A 20,592-nucleotide genomic window follows, 5' to 3' on the forward strand; every position below is an offset into this window, starting at 1 on the left:
GTCACGGCTCGTGGAAGCGCCATCACCAGAAATTTCCTCCGCCGCTTAGGCGGACCACCGCCCCGGCTTGGTTCACAGAGACAGAACCGAAGCCGGACAGCACAAACGGTCGCCGAGCCAGACAGGCCGACGTCCGCTCCAGGGAAGGACCCTTCGTGAGCGACACCACCGATCTGATGGGCGCACGTGTCGAGGAGACCGCTGCCGCGCCCGCCACGGACGCCTCCGCGCCTGCCACCGGTGCCGGCTCCCGGCGGCGCCGCGGTACCGGCCTCGAGGGCATGGTGCTGGCCGAGCTGCAGCAGGTCGCATCCGGCCTCGGCATCAGGGGCACCGCGCGTATGCGCAAGAGCCAGCTGATCGAGGTCATCAAGGAGGCGCAGGCGGGAGGCGGCGCCGCCCCGGCCGCCAAGGCCGACGCCCCCGCCGAGGCCAAGCCGAAGCGCCGGGCCACCTCCAAGGCCCGTACGGGCGATGAGGCCGCCGAGAAGAAGGCCGCCAAGGCCGCCGAGGCGCCCGCCGAGAAGGCCGTGGCCCAGCAGCAGATCGAGATTCCCGGCCAGCCTGCCGGGGACACCGCCCGTGGCGGCGAGGCCGAGCGTGGTGGGGACGACGCCCCGACCGAGCGCCGCCGTCGCCGTGCCACCGCCGAGGCGGGTGCCCCGGCGAGCAACGGCACCGAGACGATCGCCGCCGAGGCGAAGAGCGAGCCCAAGGCCGAGACGCCCGCCCAGCAGGCTCAGCCGCAGGGCGACGCCGCCAAGGGTGACGCCGGTGACGGCGACGGCCGTGGCCGCCGCGACCGCCGCGAGCGCGGCCGGGACCGCGACCGCGGCGACCGCCGTGGTGGCAAGGGCGACGACCAGCAGCAGGGCCAGGGCGGCGGCCGTCAGGACCGACAGGACCGTCAGGACCGCCAGCAGCAGGGGCAGCAGCAGGGCGGCGGCCGTCAGGACCGCAACGCCGGTCCGCAGGACGACGACGACTTCGACGGCGGTCGCCGGGGCCGTCGCGGCCGCTACCGTGACCGCCGTGGCCGTCGTGGCCGCGACGAGATCGCCGAGCCGCAGGTGGCCGAGGACGACGTCCTGATCCCCGTCGCGGGCATCCTGGACATCCTCGACAACTACGCCTTCATCCGTACGTCGGGCTACCTGCCGGGTCCGAACGACGTGTACGTCTCCCTCGCCCAGGTCCGCAAGAACGGCCTGCGCAAGGGCGACCACGTCACCGGCGCGGTCCGTCAGCCCAAGGAAGGCGAGCGGCGCGAGAAGTTCAACGCGCTGGTCCGTCTGGACTCCGTCAACGGCATGGCGCCCGAACACGGCCGTGGCCGCCCGGAGTTCAACAAGCTGACCCCGCTCTACCCGCAGGACCGCCTCCGCCTGGAGACGGACCCGGGCGTGCTGACCACCCGCATCATCGACCTCGTGTCGCCGATCGGTAAGGGCCAGCGCGGTCTGATCGTGGCCCCGCCGAAGACCGGCAAGACCATGATCATGCAGGCGATCGCCAACGCGATCACGCACAACAACCCCGAGTGCCACCTGATGGTCGTCCTCGTCGACGAGCGTCCGGAAGAGGTCACCGACATGCAGCGGTCGGTCAAGGGCGAGGTCATCTCCTCGACCTTCGACCGCCCGGCCGAGGACCACACCACGGTCGCCGAGCTCGCCATCGAGCGCGCCAAGCGTCTGGTGGAGCTGGGCCACGACGTGGTCGTGCTGCTCGACTCGATCACGCGTCTGGGCCGTGCGTACAACCTGGCCGCGCCGGCCTCCGGCCGCATCCTGTCCGGTGGTGTCGACTCGACCGCCCTGTACCCGCCGAAGCGCTTCTTCGGTGCGGCCCGCAACATCGAGGACGGCGGTTCGCTGACCATCCTCGCCACCGCCCTGGTGGACACCGGGTCCCGCATGGACGAGGTGATCTTCGAGGAGTTCAAGGGCACCGGCAACGCGGAGCTCAAGCTCGACCGGAAGCTCGCCGACAAGCGCATCTTCCCGGCGGTGGACGTCGACGCGTCCGGCACCCGTAAGGAAGAGATCCTGCTCGCCAGCGACGAGCTCGCCATCGTCTGGAAGCTGCGCCGGGTGCTGCACGCGCTCGACCAGCAGCAGGCGGTCGAGCTGCTGCTCGACAAGATGAAGCAGACGAAGTCGAACGCCGAGTTCCTGATGCAGATCCAGAAGACGACGCCGACCCCCGGCAACGGAGACTGAGGCAGGGCCTCGCTCAGGGCCTCGCCAGGCGTTTTTCCGGGCCGCCCCCCGTCACACGAGTGACGGGGGGCGGCCTTTTGGCGCTGTGTAGGAAGGGACGCATCATGCGTCCCTTCCACCTCTTGCCTCCCTGGGGACTCCCTTGAGCACAGCCACGCCCGGCAGCGGCCGGCACAGACGCCGGATACGCATCGTCCTTCCCCTCGCCGCCGCCGGTGTGGCCGCGGCCGTCACCGCCGCGGTGATGACCTCGTCCGCCGGTGCGGCCACCACTCCGCCGACACCGACGGTCAAGCCGGCCATCAGCTCGCCGTCGCTCGGTGAGCTGGAGAAGCGGGTCGCGGGAGCCCTCGCCGGTGACGACACCCCGGGGCAGACGACGAACAAGTCGTCCCTGAGCGCGAGCACGAACACCGCCACCGCCGACCCGAAGATCATCGGCGGCACCGACACCACCGTCACCTCGGCGCCGTGGATGGCCCAGCTCTGGTACTACGACGACAAGGGCACCACCGACAAGACCGACGACCTCGGCTTCTTCTGCGGCGGCGCCGTCGTCGCGCCGACGAAGATCCTCACCGCCGCGCACTGCGCCAAGGGCTACGACTGGCACACCCACGGCACCGTCATCACGGGCACCTCCCAGCTGGCCACCACCGACGACGCGGGCAACACCGACCTGCACGGCGGGACCGCCACCGGCGTCTGGCGGCAGTGGAACCACCCGTCGTACAGCGCGGCCACCATCGACAACGACCTCGCCGTGCTCACCCTGCCGGTCGCGATCAAGGCCACGCCGATCCGGATGACGACCTCCGGCGACACCACCTCGTACGCCGCCGGCACCAACGCCAAGCTGTACGGCTGGGGCCGCACCAGCTCCACCAGCCAGGACATCTCCGACACGCTGAAGACGGCGACGCTGCCCATCCAGTCGGACAGCACCTGTGCCGGCGCCTACGGCACGGACTTCGTCAAGGGCCACATGGTCTGCGCGGGCAAGCCCGCCACCGGCAGCGACACCGGCACCACCGCCTCCTGCAACGGCGACTCCGGCGGCCCGCTGATCGTGAACAACCGGATCGTGGGCGTGGTCTCCTGGGGCGTGAAGGACTGCGTCGCGAAGGGCTCCTACAGCGTCTTCACCAAGGCCAGCACGTACGTCGGCGCCGCCTACCCGCGCATCGACGACACCAACCTCAGCGGTGACCACAAGGCCGACCTGTGGGTGCGCGAGTCCTCCACCAAGACCGGCTACGAGAAGGACTCCACGGGCAGCGCGTTCGGCGCCCGCCAGTCCTGGGGCGGCTGGAGCGGCGTCAACGTCGTCCTCCAGACCGACCTCGACCGTGACGGCTACCAGGACCTGATCGTGCGCGACAGCACCACCGGCGCCGTCTTCTGGTCCCACTACGTGGTCTCCAGCGGATCCTGGTCCACGCAGCAGATCTTCGACAACTGGAAGACCCGCACCCGCGTCATCGCCCCCGGCGACCTCACCGGCGACTACCTGCCCGACCTGCTGTCCGTCGACTCCGGCGGCACGATGTGGCTCTACCCGGGCAAGGGCAACGGCAGCTTCGCCGCCCGCGTGGAGGTCGGCACGGGCTGGAACCAGTACAACTCGGTACGCGGCCACGGCGACTTCAACGGCGACGGCAAGGCCGACCTGCTCGCACGCCAGAGCAGCACGGGCGACGTGTACCTGTACAAGGGCACCGGCAAGTCGGGCACCGGGGCGTTCTCCACCCGGGTCAAGGTCCGCACGTGGAGCAGTACGACGTACAACGCCTTCGACGCGATCGGTGACGTGAACGGCGACGGCAAGGCGGACTTCCTGGCCCGCACGCCCGGCGGCACGCTGTACCTGTACAAGGGCACCGGCAAGGCGACCAGCGAGATCTTTGCCACACGTGTCTCGGTCGGTACCGGTTTCGACAAGTACGACATCTTCGGCTGAACCCGCAGGTGAGCGGGTGGTGTCCCGCTCGCCCGGCTACGGACTGTGCCCACCGTCGTGCGCGGTGGGCACAGTCCGTTGTGCAACCCTTTGCCGAGTTTCCCCGTCTGACCAGGCGGAGCGACGATGGTGCGGTAAGGGTCGAAAGACCAGGCCTGTCCCTGAAAACAGGGGGTAACCGACCGGACGAGAATTCGAGGAGCACATGTCTGCCGAGAGCACGCCGGAGCCCGCGATAACCGAGCCCGGCACGAAGGGCCGCCGAGCCAAGGGGCGCCGCCGCAAGGCCCCCGGCAAGCGCCACAAAGCGCTGCTGATCACCGCCTGGACCGCGGGCGGTGTGCTGGTGCTGGGCGGCACGGGCATCGGCTACGTGTACTTCAAGCTCAACGGCAACATCAAGAGCGTCGACATCAACCAGGCGCTCGGCACGGACCGGCCCGCCAAGGCCGACAACGGCTCCGAGAACATCCTGGTCCTCGGCTCGGACACCCGCTCCGGCTCCAACAAGAAGCTCGGCGGCGGCACCGACGACGGCAGCGCCCGCTCCGACACGGCGATGATCGTGCACGTCTACAAGGGCCACAAGAAGGCCGCCGTGGTCTCCATGCCCCGCGACACCCTCATCGACCGCCCCGAGTGCACCGACACCAAGGGCGCCACCCACCCCGCGGCCAAGGGGGTCATGTTCAACGAGTCGTACTCCACCGGCGGTGCCGCCTGCACCGTCAAGACCGTGGAGACCCTCACCGGCCTGCGCATGGACCACTACCTCGAGGTCGACTTCGCCGGCTTCCAGAAGCTCATCGACGAGCTCGGCGGCGTCCCGGTGACCACCACCAAGAACATCAAGGACCCGCAGAGCCACCTGGACCTCAAGGCCGGCGCGCACCAGCTCACCGGTCAGCAGGCCCTCGGCCTGGTCCGCACCCGGCACGGCGTCGGCGACGGCTCCGACCTCGGCCGCATCCAGCTCCAGCAGGCCTTCGTCAAGGCCCTGGTCGACCAGGTCAAGCACATCGGCGTCTTCACCAACCCGAAGAAGCTGCTCGACCTCGCCGACACCGCGACCAAGGCCGTCACGGCCGACTCCGACCTGGGCTCGGTGAACTCCCTGTCGGACTTCGCCGACGGCCTCAAGGGCATCAGCTCCTCGCACATGCACATGGTCACGATGCCGGTCCAGTACGACCCCGCGAACCCCAACCGCGTCATCGTCCAGCAGACCAAGGCCAAGCAGGTGTGGACGGCCCTCAAGAACGACCAGCCCATCCCGGCGAGCGCCGTGAAGGGCACGGCGACGGGCGAGGCCAAGGGCGTCGTGACGTCCTCGTAGGGGGACCGCACCCCCGGGGAATAGAAAACGCGAACCCCCGGTTTTGGGGGATGGCCCCAGTCCTGGCAGACTGGTACGTCGGCCCCGGTTCACGCCGCCGCACCCCGCGGAAGCGACCCGGTGCCCTCCCGAAACCTAGGAGACACCTTGAAGCGCGACATCCACCCCGCATACGTCGAGACGCAGGTCAGCTGCACCTGCGGGGCGTCGTTCACCACCCGTAGCACCATCGAGTCCGGCACCATCCGGGCCGAGGTCTGCTCCGAGTGCCACCCGTTCTACACGGGCAAGCAGAAGATCCTCGACACCGGTGGCCGTGTGGCCCGCTTCGAGGCCCGCTTCGGCAAGGCTGCCGCCGGCTCCAAGAAGTAGCGAGCCCCAATCCGCCGGTCCACGGCCGCGTCCCCTCCCCGGAGGGCGCCGCGCCGGGACCGGCGTTTTTGGTCGCCCGCCAGCCCTCACCCCGCAGTATCAGGAGCCCAAGATGTTCGAGGCCGTCGAGGAACTCGTCGCCGAGCACGCCGACCTGGAGACGAAGCTCGCCGATCCGTCGGTCCACGCCGACCAGGCCAACGCGCGCAGGCTGAACAAGCGCTACGCCGAGCTCACCCCGATCGTCGCCACGTACCGCTCCTGGAAGCAGACCGGCGACGACATCGACACCGCGCGCGAATTCGCCGCCGACGACCCGGACTTCGTGGCCGAGGTCAAGGAGCTGGAGAAGCAGCGCGAGGAACTCACCGAGAAGCTGCGCCTGCTGCTCGTCCCGCGCGACCCGAGTGACGACAAGGACGTCATTCTGGAGATCAAGGCGGGCGCGGGCGGCGACGAGTCCGCCCTGTTCGCCGGTGACCTGCTGCGCATGTACCTGCGCTACGCGGAGCGCGTCGGCTGGAAGACCGAGATCATCGACGCCACCGAGTCCGAACTCGGCGGCTACAAGGACGTCCAGGTCGCGGTGAAGACCAAGGGCGGCCAGGGTGCCACCGAGCCAGGCCAGGGCGTGTGGGCCCGGCTGAAGTACGAGGGCGGTGTGCACCGCGTGCAGCGGGTGCCCGCGACCGAGTCCCAGGGCCGTATCCACACCTCCGCCGCCGGTGTCCTCGTCACCCCCGAGGCCGAGGAGGTGGACGTGGAGATCAACCCCAACGACCTCCGCATCGACGTCTACCGCTCCTCCGGACCGGGCGGCCAGTCCGTGAACACCACCGACTCCGCGGTGCGCATCACGCACCTGCCGACCGGAGTCGTCGCCTCCTGCCAGAACGAGAAGAGCCAGCTTCAGAACAAGGAGCAGGCACTGCGTATCCTGCGCTCCAGGCTGCTCGCCGCGGCGCAGGAGGAGGCGGAGAGGGAGGCCGCCGACGCCCGTCGCAGCCAGGTCCGCACCGTCGACCGCTCCGAGAAGATCCGCACCTACAACTTCCCGGAGAACCGCATCTCGGACCACCGTGTCGGCTTCAAGGCGTACAACCTGGACCAGGTACTGGACGGCGACCTCGACTCGGTGATCCAGGCCTGCGTCGACGCGGACTCGGCGGCGAAGCTCGCGGCCGCGTAAGGCACGTTACGCAGGTCACGCACGTGACGAAGTACTGAACACCGGAGGACGAGCGTGCAGCAAGATTTTGGGGGGCGACCCCCAAGCCCCCGCAGCGTGCTGCTCGCGGAGGTGGCGCAGGCCACCCAGCGGCTCGCCGACGCCGGCGTGCCCTCGCCGCGCAACGACGCGGAGGAACTCGCCGCGTTCGTGCACGGGGTGAAGAGAAGCCAGCTGCACTCGGTGAAGGACTCCGACTTCGACGCCCGCTACTGGGAGGTCATCGCCCGGCGCGAGCAGCGCGAGCCGCTCCAGCACATCACCGGGCGGGCCTACTTCCGGTACCTGGAACTCCAGGTCGGGCCGGGCGTGTTCGTACCCCGGCCCGAGACCGAGTCCGTGGTCGGCTGGGCCATAGACGCGGTACGCGCCATGGACGTGGTCGGGCCGTGCATCGTCGATCTGTGCACCGGATCCGGCGCCATCGCGCTCGCCCTCGCCCAGGAGGTCCCGCGCTCCCGCGTGCACGCCGTGGAGCTCTCCGAGGAGGCGCTCCAGTGGACCCGCAAGAACGTGGAGGGGTCCAGGGTCGACCTGCGCCAGGGTAACGCCCTGGACGCCTTCCACGACCTCGACGGCCAGGTCGACCTGGTCATCTCCAACCCGCCCTACATTCCGCTCACCGAATGGGAGTACGTCGCCCCCGAGGCCCGCGACTACGACCCCGAACTGGCGTTGTTCTCCGGGGAGGACGGCCTCGACCTCATCCGCGGACTGGAACGCACCGCGCACCGGCTGCTGCGGCCCGGCGGTGTCGTCGTCATCGAGCACGCCGACACGCAGGGCGGACAGGTGCCGTGGATCTTCACCGAGGAGCGGGGCTGGGCCGACGCGGCCGACCACCCGGACCTCAACAACCGTCCCCGGTTCGCGACCGCGCGCAAGGCGCTGCCGTGACCACCACGACCCACCACCACCAGCACCACGTGTACGAGGAGGCCCGCTAGACATGGCACGGCGATACGACACCAATGACGCGACCGACCGCGCGACCGGTCTGCGCGAGGCCGCGTCCGCCGTCCGCCGGGGCGAACTCGTGGTGCTGCCCACCGACACCGTGTACGGCATCGGCGCCGACGCGTTCTCCTCGCAGGCGGTGGCCGACCTGCTCGACGCCAAGGGCCGGGGCCGCAACATGCCCACCCCTGTGCTGATCGGCTCCCCGAACACGCTCCACGGTCTCGTCACCGACTTCTCCGAGCTGGCCTGGGAGCTGGTCGACGCGTTCTGGCCGGGGGCCCTCACGCTGGTCGCCAGGCACCAGCCGTCCCTCCAGTGGGACCTGGGGGACACCCGTGGCACGGTGGCCGTGCGCATGCCGCTGCACCCGGTCGCGATCGAGCTGCTGACGGACGTCGGTCCGATGGCCGTGTCGTCGGCGAACCTCACGGGCCACCCGGCGCCGGAGAACTGCGACGCCGCGCAGGAGATGCTGGGCGACTCCGTCTCCGTCTACCTCGACGGCGGGGCGACCCCCGGCAACGTGCCGTCGTCCATCGTCGACGTCACCGGCGAGGTGCCGCTGCTGCTGCGCGAGGGCGCGATCTCACCGGACGAGCTGCGGAAGGTCGTACCCGACCTCGAGGTGGCGAATTGACGGCCCCTGACGCGGGGCGTGGCATAGGCGGCGGTGGATACAACGCGGAAGAGACGACGACGTTCGGGTTTCCGCGCGACACCTTCCGCATCCTCCACGTCAGCACCGGCAACGTGTGCCGCTCGCCGATCACCGAGCGGCTGACCCGCCATTTCGTGGCGGAGCGGCTCGGCGTACTGGGCGGCGGGCTGATCGTGGAGAGCGCGGGCACCTGGGGTCATGAGGGCGCGCCGATGGAGGCCAACGCGGAGGCGGTCCTGGCCGACTTCGGCGCGGATGCCTCCGGCTTCGTCGGGCGGGAGCTGCTGGACGAGCACGTGATCATGGCGGACCTGGTGCTGACCGCTACGCGGGACCACCGGGCGCAGGTGATCTCCATGGGGCACTCTGCGGGCCTGCGCACCTTCACCCTGAAGGAGTTCACCCGCCTGGTGCGGGCCATAGACCCGGCGACGCTGCCTCCGCTGGAGTACGGGCTGGTCGCGCGTGCGCGGGCGCTGGTCCGGGCGGCGGCGGCGCTGCGGGGGTGGCTGCTGGCCCCGACCGCGGAGGCGGACGAGGTGTACGACCCGTACGGCGCGCCCCTGCCCTTCTTCCGCTCGATCGGCGACGAGATACACGAGGCGCTGGACCCGGTGGTGACGGCGCTGACGGGGGTACCGGCGCGGGCGTAGCACCCGCAGGGGGTCCGCCCCCGCCGCCCCTACCCATTCCCGTCCCCAGGGGCTCCGCCCCTTCGACCCCGCCGGGGGCTCCGCCCCCTGAACCCCCGCGGGGCTCCGCCCCTGCACCCCGCCGGGGCTGCGCCCCAGAACCCCTGCGGGGCTGCGCCTCAGAACCCCTGCGGGGCTGCGCCTCAGAACCCCTGCGGGGCTGCGCCCCAGAACCCCTGCGGGGCTGCGCCCCAGAACCCCTGCGGAGCTGCGCCCCAGAACCCCTGCGGGGCTGCGCCCCCGAAGCCCTGCCGGGGCTGCGCCCCCGAGGCTGGCGGGGCTGCACCCCCGAACCCTTGCGGGGCTGCGCCCTCGCACCCCGCTGGGGATGCCCCTGAGTCCGGCGGGGCTGTGCTCCCGAACCTCCGCGGGGCTCCGCCCCTGCACCCCTGCGGGGCTGCGTCCCCGCACCCCGCTGGGGATGCCCCTGAGTCCGGCGGGGCTACGCCCCCGAAGCCTTGCGGGGCTCGCCCCTGCACCCCGTCAGCGGTTGTGCGCCCTGAACCCTGCTGGGGCTGCGCCCCTACGACCTTGATGAGGCTCCGCCCCCTGAACCCCGCCGGGGCTCCGCTCCTGCGCTCCGTGCCGGGCTCCGCCCTTTCGACCTCGCCAGGGGGCTGCGCCCCTGAACGCCGGCGGGTCAGCCCCACCCCCCGAGGCTCCCCCGGCCAGGGGCCACGCTGCGCAGGGTGTTCGTGCCGGGCCTACATTGGAGTGACGTCACCGTCGACCGTCCGGAGTGTGTCATGTCGGTCACCCATACCATCGAGGCCGATGTCCTGCGGCGGCAGGATCCGGAGCTGGCCGGGATACTGCTGGGTGAGGTGGAGCGGCAGGCGACGTCGTTGCAGTTGATCGCGGCGGAGAACTTCACGTCACCGGCGGTGCTGGCCGCGCTGGGCTCGCCGTTGGCGAACAAGTACGCGGAGGGGTATCCGGGCGCCCGGCACCACGGCGGCTGCGAGATCGTCGACGTCGCGGAGCGCCTCGCGGTCGACCGGGCCAAGCGGCTGTTCGGGGCCGAGCACGCGAACGTACAGGCCCACTCGGGGTCGTCCGCCGTGCTGGCCGCCTACGCCGCCCTGCTGCGGCCCGGCGACACCGTCCTCGCCCTGGGGCTGACCCACGGCGGGCATCTCACCCATGGCTCGCCCCACAACTTCTCCGGCCGCTGGTTCGACTTCGTCGGATACGGGGTGGACGCGGAGACCGGGCTCATCGACCACGACCAGGTGCGGGCCCTGGCCCGCGCGCACCGGCCCAAGGCGATCGTGTGCGGGTCGATCGCCTACCCGCGCCACATCGACTACGCCTTCTTCCGCGAGGTCGCCGACGAGGCCGGCGCCTATCTGATCGCCGATGCCGCGCATCCGATAGGGCTGGTCGCGGGCCGGGCGGCGCCCAGCCCGGTGCCGTACGCGGACATCGTGTGCGCCACCACCCACAAGGTGCTGCGCGGTCCCCGCGGCGGGATGATTCTTTGCGGCAGCGAGCTGGCCGAGCGCGTCGACCGTGCTGTGTTTCCTTTCACCCAGGGCGGCGCGCAGATGCACACCATCGCCGCGAAGGCCGTGGCGTTCGGCGAGGCCTCGACACCGGCGTTCACCGCGTACGCCCACCAGGTGGTCGCCAACGCGCGCAGCCTCGCCGCCGGGCTGGCCGCCGAGGGGCTGGCCGTCACCACCGGCGGCACCGACACCCACCTGATCACCGCCGACCCGGCCCCGCTGGGCGTCGACGGACGCACCGCCCGCGGCCGGCTCGCCGCCGCCGGGATCGTCCTGGACTGCTGCGCGCTGCCGCACGGCGACGCCCGCGGCCTGCGCCTGGGCACGGCCGCCGTGACCACGCAGGGCATGGGGGAGCGGGAGATGGCGCGGATCTCGGCGCTGCTCGCCGGCGTGCTGCGCGGTGCGACACAGCTCACGGCGGCGCGGGACGAGGTGCGGGAACTGACCGGCGGATTCCCGCCGTATCCGGGCCGTATTCCGGCTGAGCGCGGGTAGCCGCACCCTCGTGGACGCCGACGTGCGCCCGAGCACACAGCCTTACGTGCAACCATCGTCGCTACCCGGCAGTCCCCACAGATATGCGTACGTCGCTAGGGTGTGGGGCTGAGATGGCCAGCGAGACCTGTGGGGAAGCCCGTGCGTGAATACCTGCTGACGCTCTGCATCACGGCCGCGGTGACGTATCTGCTGACAGGGCCGGTACGGAAGTTCGCGATCGTGGCCGGGGCGATGCCGGAGATCAGGGCCCGTGACGTGCACCGGGAACCCACTCCGCGGCTCGGCGGTATCGCCATGTTCTTCGGCCTGTGCGCGGGCCTGCTGGTCGCGGACCACCTCACGAACCTCAGTGAGGCGTTCACGAAGTCCAACGAGCCGCGCGCCCTGCTCTCCGGGGCGGCCCTGATCTGGCTGATCGGTGTCCTGGACGACAAGTTCGAGATCGACGCCCTGATCAAGCTGGGCGGTCAGATGATCGCCGCCGGTGTGATGGTCATGCAGGGTCTGACGATCCTGTGGCTGCCCATCCCGAGCGTCGGCAACGTGGCGCTCACCCAGTGGCAGGGCACGCTGCTGACGGTGGCGCTGGTCGTCATCACCATCAACGCGGTCAACTTCGTCGACGGCCTCGACGGCCTCGCCTCCGGCATGGTGTGCATCGCCGCCGCCGCGTTCTTCCTGTACGCCTACCGGATCTGGTACTCGTACGGCATCGAGGCCGCCGCCCCGGCCACGCTGTTCTCGGCGATCCTGATGGGCATGTGCCTGGGCTTCCTGCCGCACAACATGCACCCGGCGCGGATCTTCATGGGCGACTCCGGCTCGATGCTGATCGGCCTGGTGCTGGCGGCGGGCGCGATCTCCATCACCGGGCAGGTCGACCCGGACGCGCTGAACCTGTACGCGGGATCCGAGAAGGCGGCCGTGCACCAGACGGTGCCGGTCTACATCCCGCTGCTGCTGCCGCTGACGATCATCGCCGTGCCGGCCGCCGACCTGGTCCTGGCCATCGTGCGCCGCACCTGGCGCGGTCAGTCGCCGTTCGCCGCCGACCGCGGGCACCTGCACCACCGGCTGCTGGAGATCGGCCACTCGCACAGCAGGGCCGTGCTGATCATGTACTTCTGGTCGGCGCTGATCGGCTTCGGCGCGCTGGCCTACTCGGTGAACTCCGCGTCGATGTGGATCGTGCTCGGTGTGGTGTTCCTCAGCGCGATCGGCCTCGTGCTGCTCCTGCTGCCGCGGTTCACCCCGCGCACCCCGCGCTGGGCCGAGCACTTCGTGCCGCCGCGGTACCGGCGCCGCAGCGCGGCGGCGGAGACGACGTACGAGCACGCGCAGGCCGTCGAACACGGCGAGGAGGAGGCCGCGGCGCACCCCGCTCCGGTCGGCGCCGCGGTGTCCCGGGCCAACGGATCGACCGCCCTCGGCGCCCGCTCGCGGCCCCGCGTCGGCGGCGGCTCAAGGTAAGAATCTGACGAGAGCATTGCCAAGTCGTGGGGGAGCAAAGCCCCCTAATACCAGACAAGACACCCTGGTTTTTGCACAGACGCGCACTGTCACTCTCATGTGTGACAGCGAGCACACCCTAGAGGTAAAGACCTCATCAAATAGTTTGTGATACGGTTCACGAGAACCCCGGATAGAGCCGAAGGACCGCGATGCGACGGTCCCTTGGCGTGAGGTCTCCAACACTCAGTCCGGGACTACGCTCGTCCATGACGACACCCTGCCCCCTGTGAAAGCGGAGTTGCCGCCATGCCGTCCAATGACGCCCGGATGCTGGCCCAGGCCGCCGTACCCACGGCTGCCGTCGGCGTGATCGCCGCCGTCGTGAGCGGCGTGGTCGCGGGCGGCAAGGGTGCGATCGGAGCGGCCGTCGCGACGGTGATCGTGGTCCTCTTCATGGGGATCGGGCTCTATGTGCTCCAGCGCACCGCCAAAGCGCTTCCGCAGCTGTTCCAGATGATGGGCCTGATGCTCTACGCGGCCCAGTTGCTGCTGCTCTTCATCTTCCTCTCCATCTTCAAGAACACGACGCTGTTCAGCCCCCGGGCCTTCGCCATCGTGCTGGTGGCCGGCACCCTCACGTGGATCGCCGCCCAGACGCGGGCTCACATGAAGGCCAAGATCCTCTATGTCGAGCCCGACTCGAATGCCTCCGCGAAGGGTGACAAGCCCGAGAAGTCGGGGCACTCGTCGTGAGAGGTAGGCCCGGGATAAAGACACACGAGAGATCCTGCTATCGTCCGGTGCCAACTGCGGCATCGCGGGCGCGGGCATCCGAGCTGACGCCTGCTCAATCGCGAGGCGAGATGCCCCCCAGCCGCCCCCACATCCGTAACACCAGTCCCGTGCCGAACCGCGGCTCCGCGCCGCGCCGACACAACGAGGTTGCCGTACCTATGCGCCACGATGAAGGAGCCCGCGGTGAGTGCTGACCCGACGCAGACGCTCGCTTTCGACACGAGCTGTCACCTGTTCGACGGGTGCGGCTTCCCGGCTCCGGGCCTGCACTCGTTCCTGTTCAAGCCGCTCTGGGGCGACGCGGACAGCAACTTGTACTTCAACAAGACGATGCTGCTGGCGCTGCTCGGGTCGATCATCATCGTCGGCTTCTTCTGGGCCGCCTTCGCTCGCCCGAAGATCGTCCCGGGCAAGCTCCAGCTGGTCGCCGAGGCCGGCTACGACTTCGTGCGGCGCGGTGTCGTCTACGAGACCATCGGCAAGAAGGAGGGTGAGAAGTACGTTCCGTTCGTCGTCTCGCTGTTCTTCTTCGTCTGGATGATGAACCTCTGGTCGATCATCCCGATCGCGGCCTTCCCGGTCACGGCGATCATCTCGTACCCCGCCGTCCTGGCCGGCCTCGTCTACATCACCTGGGTCTCGCTGACCTTCAAGCGGCAGGGTTTCGTCGGTGCCTTCAAGAACTTCACCGGCTACGACAAGACGCTCGGCGGAGTGCTCCCGCTGTCGATGACCATCGAGTTCTTCTCGAACCTGCTGGTCCGGCCCTTCACGCACGCCGTGCGACTCTTCGCGAACATGTTCGCCGGTCACACGCTGCTGCTGCTCTTCACGATCGCCAGCTGGTACATGCTGAACGGCATCGGCATCGCCTACTCCGGTGTCTCGTTCGTGATGGTCATCGTGATGACCGCCTTCGAACTCTTCATCCAGGCTGTCCAGGCGTACGTCTTCGTACTGCTGACCTGCAGCTACATCCAGGGCGCGCTCGCCGAGCACCACTGAGCACCCCGACCTCCCACCCAGAGACATCCGGTGGCCAACCCCCACCGGTACTTGAAAGAGAAGGAAGAACCGGCATGTCCGCTCTTGCGCAGGCCACCCTCGCCGCCACCCAGATCAAGGGCAACCTCGGCTCGATCGGTTACGGCCTCGCCGCGATCGGCCCGGGCGTCGGCGTCGGCATCATCTTCGGTAACGGCACGCAGGCTCTCGCCCGCCAGCCCGAGGCGGCCGGCCTCATCCGTGCCAACCAGATCCTCGGCTTCGCCTTCTGTGAGGCGCTCGCCCTGATCGGTCTGGTCATGCCGTTCGTCTACCCGACCTCCTGACCCGACCGTCGCGCACCCATAGACGAAAGGCACTGATATGAGCCCCCTGGTTCTGCTGGCGGCGGAGGAGGCCGAAAACCCCCTCATCCCGCCGATCCCAGAGCTCGTCATCGGCCTGATCGCCTTCGTCATCGTCTTCGGCTTCCTCGCCAAGAAGCTCCTTCCGAACATCAACAAGGTTCTGGAGCAGCGCCGCGAGGCGATCGAGGGCGGTATCGAGAAGGCCGAGGCCGCGCAGACCGAGGCCCACAGCGTCCTCGAGCAGTACAAGGCCCAGCTCGCCGAGGCCCGGCACGAGGCCGCGCGCCTGCGCCAGGAGGCTCAGGAGCAGGGCGCCACGCTCATCGCCGAGATGCGCGCGGAAGGCCAGCGGCAGCGTGAGGAAATCATCACCGCCGGTCACGCGCAGATCGAGGCCGACCGCAAGGCCGCCGCGTCCGCGCTCCGCCAGGACGTCGGCAAGCTCGCCACCGAACTGGCCGGCAAGCTCGTCGGCGAGTCCCTCGAGGACCACGCCCGCCAGAGCCGTGTGATCGACCGCTTCCTCGACGAGCTCGAGGAGAAGGCCGAGGCCACGCGATGAACGGAGCGAGCCGCGAGGCACTGGCAGCCGCACGTGAGCGGCTCGACGCGCTGACGGACGCCACGTCCGTGGACGCGACGCAGCTCGCCGACGAGCTGGCGGCCGTCACCGCGCTGCTCGACCGCGAGGTGTCGCTGCGTCGGGTCCTCACCGATCCGGCGCAGCCCGGCGAGGCCAAGGCCACGCTCGTCCAGCGCCTGATCGGCGGCCAGGTCAGCGGTGACACCGCCGACCTGGTGTCCGGCCTGACGCGCTCCCGCTGGTCGCAGCCCCGCGACCTGGTGGACGCGCTGGAGGAGCTGGCGAACGTCGCCGACCTCACCGCCGCGCAGCAGGCGGGCACGCTCGACGACGTCGAGGACGAGCTGTTCCGGTTCGGCCGGATCGTCTCCTCGAACAACGAGCTGCGCGCCGCGCTGACCGACCGCAAGGCCACCGCCTCCGCCAAGGTCGAGCTGCTGCACCGGCTGCTCGGCGGCCGGGCCAAGGTGACCACCGAGCGTCTGGTGACGCGCCTTGTGACCGCGCCGCGGGGACGTAGCCTGGAGGCGGGACTCGAGTCCCTGTCCAGGCTCGCCGCCGAGCGGCGGGACCGGGCGGTCGCCGTCGTCACCTCGGCGGTGCCGCTGAGCGACACGCAGAAGCAGCGCCTCGGCGCCGCTCTCGCGAAGCTCTACGGCCGCCGGATGCACCTCAACCTGGACGTCGACCCCGAGGTCGTCGGCGGGATCCGGGTGCAGGTCGGTGACGAGGTCATCAACGGCTCCCTCGCGGACCGGCTGGAAGACGCCGCCCGCCGCATGGCGAGCTAGCCGCAACTCAACACGCAAGACGTACACGACGGCCCTGGTTGGGCCGTGCAGAGGATTCACCTCTTATTGGGGGGAGTCCCCCAACCCCCAAGTGAAACTTCGGGCCCAACAAGGAGAGCAGGGAACCCAGATGGCGGAGCTCACGATCCGGCCGGAGGAGATCCGGGACGCGCTGGAGAACTTCGTCCAGTCGTACAAGCCGGACGCGGCCTCGCGCGAGGAGGTCGGTACGGTCACCCTTGCCGGCGACGGCATCGCGAAGGTCGAGGGTCTCCCCTCGGCCATGGCCAACGAACTGCTGAAGTTCGAGGACGGCACCCTCGGCCTCGCGCTGAACCTGGAAGAGCGCGAGATCGGCGCCATCGTCCTCGGTGAGTTCAGCGGCATCGAGGAGGGTCAGCCGGTGCACCGCACCGGTGAGGTCCTCTCCGTCGCGGTCGGCGAGGGCTACCTCGGCCGCGTCGTCGACCCGCTCGGCAACCCGATCGACGGTCTCGGCGAGATCGAGACGTCCGGCCGCCGCGCCCTGGAGCTTCAGGCTCCGGGCGTCATGGCCCGTAAGTCGGTGCACGAGCCGATGGAGACCGGCTACAAGGCCGTCGACGCGATGACCCCGATCGGCCGTGGCCAGCGTCAGCTGATCATCGGTGACCGCCAGACCGGCAAGACCGCCCTGGCCGTCGACACGATCATCAACCAGCGCGACAACTGGCGCTCGGGCGACCCGAAGAAGCAGGTCCGCTGCGTCTACGTCGCCATCGGCCAGAAGGGCTCGACCATCGCCTCCGTGCGTGGCGCCCTCGAAGAGGCCGGCGCGCTGGAGTACACGACCATCGTCGCCGCCCCGGCGTCCGACCCGGCCGGCTTCAAGTACCTGGCGCCGTACACCGGTTCGGCCATCGGCCAGCAGTGGATGTACGACGGCAAGCACGTCCTCATCATCTTCGACGACCTCTCGAAGCAGGCCGACGCCTACCGCGCCGTCTCCCTGCTGCTGCGCCGCCCGCCGGGCCGTGAGGCCTACCCGGGTGACGTCTTCTACCTGCACTCCCGTCTGCTGGAGCGCTGCGCCAAGCTCTCCGACGACATGGGTGCCGGCTCGATGACCGGTCTGCCGATCGTCGAGACCAAGGCCAACGACGTCTCGGCGTTCATCCCGACCAACGTCATCTCCATCACCGACGGCCAGTGCTTCCTGGAGTCGGACCTGTTCAACGCCGGTCAGCGTCCCGCGCTGAACGTCGGTATCTCCGTCTCCCGAGTCGGCGGTTCCGCGCAGCACAAGGCGATGCGGCAGGTCTCCGGGCGTCTCCGTCTGGACCTCGCCCAGTACCGTGAGCTGGAGGCGTTCGCCGCCTTCGGTTCCGACCTGGACGCCGCGTCGAAGTCGCAGCTGGAGCGCGGTTCGCGTCTGGTCGAGCTGCTCAAGCAGGCTCAGTACCAGCCGATGGCCACCGAGGACCAGGTCGTCTCCATCTGGGCCGGCACCAACGGCAAGATGGACGAGGTACCGGTCGGCGACATCCGCCGCTTCGAGAAGGAGCTGCTGGAGTACCTGCACCGCAAGGAGCAGGGCCTCATGACCTCCATCAAGGAGGGCGCCAAGATGTCGAACGACACCATCCAGGCGATCGACGACGCCGTGGCCGAGTTCAAGAAGCAGTTCGAGACCTCGGACGGCAAGCTTCTCGGCGAGGACACCCCGGCCGCCGCGGCCAAGTGACGTAAGGAAGGGACCTGACTCATGGGAGCCCAGCTCCGGGTCTACAAGCGTCGCATCCGATCCGTCACCGCGACCAAGAAGATCACCAAGGCGATGGAGATGATCGCCGCCTCGCGTGTCGTCAAGGCGCAGCGCAAGGTGCGGGCCTCCGCGCCGTACGCGACCGAGCTCACCCGCGCGGTCACGGCGGTCGGTACCGGGTCGAACACCAAGCACCCGCTGACCACCGAGGCGGAGACGCCGACGCGTGCCGCGGTGCTGCTCCTGACGAGCGACCGCGGTCTGGCCGGTGCCTTCAACTCCAACGCCATCAAGGCCGCCGAGCAGCTGACGGCGCGCCTCGAGGCGGAGGGCAAGGAGGTCGACACCTACATCGTCGGCCGCCGCGGTCTGTCCCACTACAACTTCCGCGAGCGCAAGGTCGTGGAGTCGTGGTCGGGCTTCACCGACGAGCCCTCGTACGCGGACGCCAAGAAGGTCGCGGCGCCGCTGATCGAGGCCATCGAGACGGAGACGGCGGACGGCGGGGTGGATGAACTCCACATCGTCTACACCGAGTTCGTGTCGATGATGACGCAGACTGCGCTCGACGCCCGGCTGCTTCCGCTGCGCCTCGAAGAGGTGGCCGCGGAGAAGCCCCAGGGCGAGATCCTTCCGCTGTACGACTTCGAGCCCTCGGCGGAGGACGTCCTCGACGCCCTGCTGCCGCGCTACGTCGAGAGCCGGATCTACAACGCGCTCCTGCAGTCGGCGGCTTCCAAGCACGCCGCCACACGGCGCGCGATGAAGTCGGCCACCGACAACGCGGGCGAGCTGATCAACACGCTCTCCCGTCTTGCCAATGCGGCCCGCCAGGCCGAAATCACCCAGGAAATCAGCGAGATCGTCGGTGGCGCCAGCGCCCTGGCCGACGCGACCGCGGGGAGTGACCGCTAATGACCACCACTGTTGAGACCGCGACGGCCACGGGCCGCGTCGCCCGGGTCATCGGCCCGGTCGTCGACGTGGAGTTCCCCGTCGACGCGATGCCGGACATCTACAACGCCCTTCACGTCGAGGTGGCCGACCCGGCCAACGCCGGCGAGAAGAAGACGCTGACCCTGGAGGTCGCCCAGCACCTGGGTGACGGCCTGGTCCGCACGATCTCCATGCAGCCCACCGACGGTCTGGTCCGCCAGGCCCCGGTCGTCGACACCGGCGACGGCATCACCGTCCCGGTCGGCGACTTCACCAAGGGCAAGGTGTTCAACACCCTCGGTGAGGTGCTGAACGTCGACGAGCAGTACGAGGGCGAGCGCTGGTCCATCCACCGCAAGGCCCCCAACTTCGACGAGCTCGAGTCGAAGACCGAGATGTTCGAGACCGGCGTCAAGGTCATCGACCTTCTCACCCCGTACGTCAAGGGTGGAAAGATCGGTCTGTTCGGTGGTGCCGGTGTCGGCAAGACGGTGCTCATCCAGGAGATGATCTACCGCGTCGCCAACAACCACGACGGTGTCTCCGTGTTCGCCGGTGTCGGCGAGCGCACGCGTGAGGGCAACGACCTCATCGAGGAGATGGCGGACTCGGGCGTCATCGACAAGACCGCCCTGGTCTTCGGCCAGATGGACGAGCCCCCGGGCACCCGTCTGCGCGTCGCGCTGGCCGGCCTCACCATGGCCGAGTACTTCCGTGACGTCCAGAAGCAGGACGTGCTGTTCTTCATCGACAACATCTTCCGCTTCACGCAGGCCGGCTCCGAGGTCTCCACGCTGCTCGGCCGTATGCCGTCCGCGGTGGGTTACCAGCCGAACCTGGCCGACGAGATGGGTCTCCTCCAGGAGCGCATCACCTCGACCCGTGGTCACTCGATCACCTCGATGCAGGCGATCTACGTCCCCGCGGACGACCTGACCGACCCGGCCCCGGCCACCACCTTCGCCCACCTCGACGCGACGACGGTTCTCTCCCGTCCGATCTCGGAGAAGGGCATCTACCCGGCCGTGGACCCGCTGGACTCCACGTCCCGGATCCTGGACCCGCGCTACATCGCGGCGGACCACTACAACACCGCCATGCGCGTCAAGACGGTCCTCCAGAAGTACAAGGACCTCCAGGACATCATCGCGATCCTCGGTATCGACGAGCTGGGCGAGGAGGACAAGCTCGTCGTCCACCGTGCCCGTCGTGTGGAGCGCTTCCTGTCCCAGAACACCCACGTCGCCAAGCAGTTCACCGGCGTCGACGGTTCGGACGTGCCGCTGGAGGAGTCGATCGCCGCGTTCAACGCGATCATCGACGGTGAGTACGACCACTTCCCGGAGCAGGCGTTCTTCCTGTGCGGTGGCATCGAGGACCTCAAGGCCAACGCCAAGGAGCTGGGCGTCTCCTGAACTCGGCATGAGTTCGGCTGAGGGGGCGGGCGCGTCCCGCCCCCTCACCCACGCCTACTAGAATTGACCCCAACACCCGGCACCTCT

18 protein-coding genes are annotated in these 20,592 nt (G+C 69.5%); all 18 read left to right on the plus strand.

The features are described from left to right. The first annotated feature begins 155 nt into the window (after positions 1-155). Positions 156-2,222, plus strand: a complete 2,067-nt coding sequence (gene rho / locus ABZ915_RS30870; RefSeq protein ID WP_361810022.1) for a transcription termination factor Rho — start codon at positions 156-158, stop codon at positions 2,220-2,222. A gap of 244 nt (positions 2,223-2,466) precedes the next feature. Next, positions 2,467-4,182, plus strand: a complete 1,716-nt coding sequence (locus tag ABZ915_RS30875) for a trypsin-like serine protease (protein WP_361810187.1) — start codon at positions 2,467-2,469, stop codon at positions 4,180-4,182. A 205-nt stretch (positions 4,183-4,387) separates the two neighbouring features. After that, positions 4,388-5,518 (plus strand): LCP family protein, encoded by a 1,131-nt coding sequence (locus ABZ915_RS30880; RefSeq protein ID WP_361810024.1) that lies wholly within the window; start codon positions 4,388-4,390, stop codon positions 5,516-5,518. 147 nt (positions 5,519-5,665) lie between these two features. Further along, entirely contained in the window at positions 5,666-5,890 is a 225-nt protein-coding gene (rpmE, locus tag ABZ915_RS30885) for a 50S ribosomal protein L31 (RefSeq protein ID WP_014675000.1), read from the plus strand. 112 nt (positions 5,891-6,002) lie between these two features. After that, positions 6,003-7,079 (plus strand): peptide chain release factor 1, encoded by a 1,077-nt coding sequence (gene prfA, locus ABZ915_RS30890; RefSeq protein WP_361810026.1) that lies wholly within the window; start codon positions 6,003-6,005, stop codon positions 7,077-7,079. Positions 7,080-7,175: 96 nt separating this feature from the next. Beyond that, on the plus strand, positions 7,176-8,015 hold the full coding sequence (gene prmC, locus ABZ915_RS30895) for a peptide chain release factor N(5)-glutamine methyltransferase (protein ID WP_361810028.1): 840 nt from the start codon (positions 7,176-7,178) through the stop codon (positions 8,013-8,015). A gap of 52 nt (positions 8,016-8,067) precedes the next feature. Then, positions 8,068-8,715 (plus strand): L-threonylcarbamoyladenylate synthase, encoded by a 648-nt coding sequence (locus ABZ915_RS30900; protein ID WP_361810030.1) that lies wholly within the window; start codon positions 8,068-8,070, stop codon positions 8,713-8,715. Continuing rightward, positions 8,712-9,389: a protein-tyrosine-phosphatase gene (locus ABZ915_RS30905; RefSeq protein WP_361810032.1), complete on the plus strand. Its 678-nt coding sequence runs from the start codon at positions 8,712-8,714 to the stop codon at positions 9,387-9,389. The genes ABZ915_RS30900 and ABZ915_RS30905 overlap by 4 nt, the downstream gene beginning before the upstream one ends. 785 nt (positions 9,390-10,174) lie before the next feature. Then, entirely contained in the window at positions 10,175-11,434 is a 1,260-nt protein-coding gene (glyA, locus tag ABZ915_RS30910; RefSeq protein WP_361810034.1) for a serine hydroxymethyltransferase, read from the plus strand. Between the two features lie 141 nt (positions 11,435-11,575). Next, the gene (locus tag ABZ915_RS30915; RefSeq protein ID WP_361810036.1) at positions 11,576-12,907 is read left to right on the plus strand and encodes an MraY family glycosyltransferase; all 1,332 of its coding nucleotides are present in this window, start codon (positions 11,576-11,578) and stop codon (positions 12,905-12,907) included. Between the two features lie 288 nt (positions 12,908-13,195). Further along, positions 13,196-13,642, plus strand: a complete 447-nt coding sequence (locus ABZ915_RS30920) for a hypothetical protein (RefSeq protein ID WP_361454553.1) — start codon at positions 13,196-13,198, stop codon at positions 13,640-13,642. A gap of 210 nt (positions 13,643-13,852) precedes the next feature. Continuing rightward, a complete protein-coding gene (gene atpB, locus ABZ915_RS30925) occupies positions 13,853-14,689 on the plus strand; it encodes a F0F1 ATP synthase subunit A (RefSeq protein WP_361810038.1) in 837 nt (278 codons plus the stop codon). 74 nt (positions 14,690-14,763) lie between these two features. Continuing rightward, entirely contained in the window at positions 14,764-15,015 is a 252-nt protein-coding gene (locus tag ABZ915_RS30930) for a F0F1 ATP synthase subunit C (protein ID WP_361454547.1), read from the plus strand. A gap of 37 nt (positions 15,016-15,052) precedes the next feature. Continuing rightward, positions 15,053-15,598, plus strand: coding sequence for a F0F1 ATP synthase subunit B (locus tag ABZ915_RS30935; RefSeq protein WP_361810040.1), 546 nt, complete (start codon positions 15,053-15,055; stop codon positions 15,596-15,598). Next, a complete protein-coding gene (locus ABZ915_RS30940; protein ID WP_361810042.1) occupies positions 15,595-16,410 on the plus strand; it encodes a F0F1 ATP synthase subunit delta in 816 nt (271 codons plus the stop codon). The genes ABZ915_RS30935 and ABZ915_RS30940 overlap by 4 nt, the downstream gene beginning before the upstream one ends. 130 nt (positions 16,411-16,540) lie before the next feature. After that, a complete protein-coding gene (atpA, locus tag ABZ915_RS30945) occupies positions 16,541-18,133 on the plus strand; it encodes a F0F1 ATP synthase subunit alpha (protein WP_361810044.1) in 1,593 nt (530 codons plus the stop codon). A gap of 21 nt (positions 18,134-18,154) precedes the next feature. Continuing rightward, positions 18,155-19,069, plus strand: a complete 915-nt coding sequence (locus tag ABZ915_RS30950) for a F0F1 ATP synthase subunit gamma (RefSeq protein ID WP_361810046.1) — start codon at positions 18,155-18,157, stop codon at positions 19,067-19,069. After that, a complete protein-coding gene (atpD, locus tag ABZ915_RS30955) occupies positions 19,069-20,505 on the plus strand; it encodes a F0F1 ATP synthase subunit beta (RefSeq protein WP_361810048.1) in 1,437 nt (478 codons plus the stop codon). The genes ABZ915_RS30950 and atpD overlap by 1 nt, the downstream gene beginning before the upstream one ends. Positions 20,506-20,592: the final 87 nt, after the last annotated feature.

The organism is Streptomyces sp. NPDC046915, from assembly GCF_040644935.1.
In the GTDB taxonomy this organism is placed as follows: domain Bacteria; phylum Actinomycetota; class Actinomycetes; order Streptomycetales; family Streptomycetaceae; genus Streptomyces.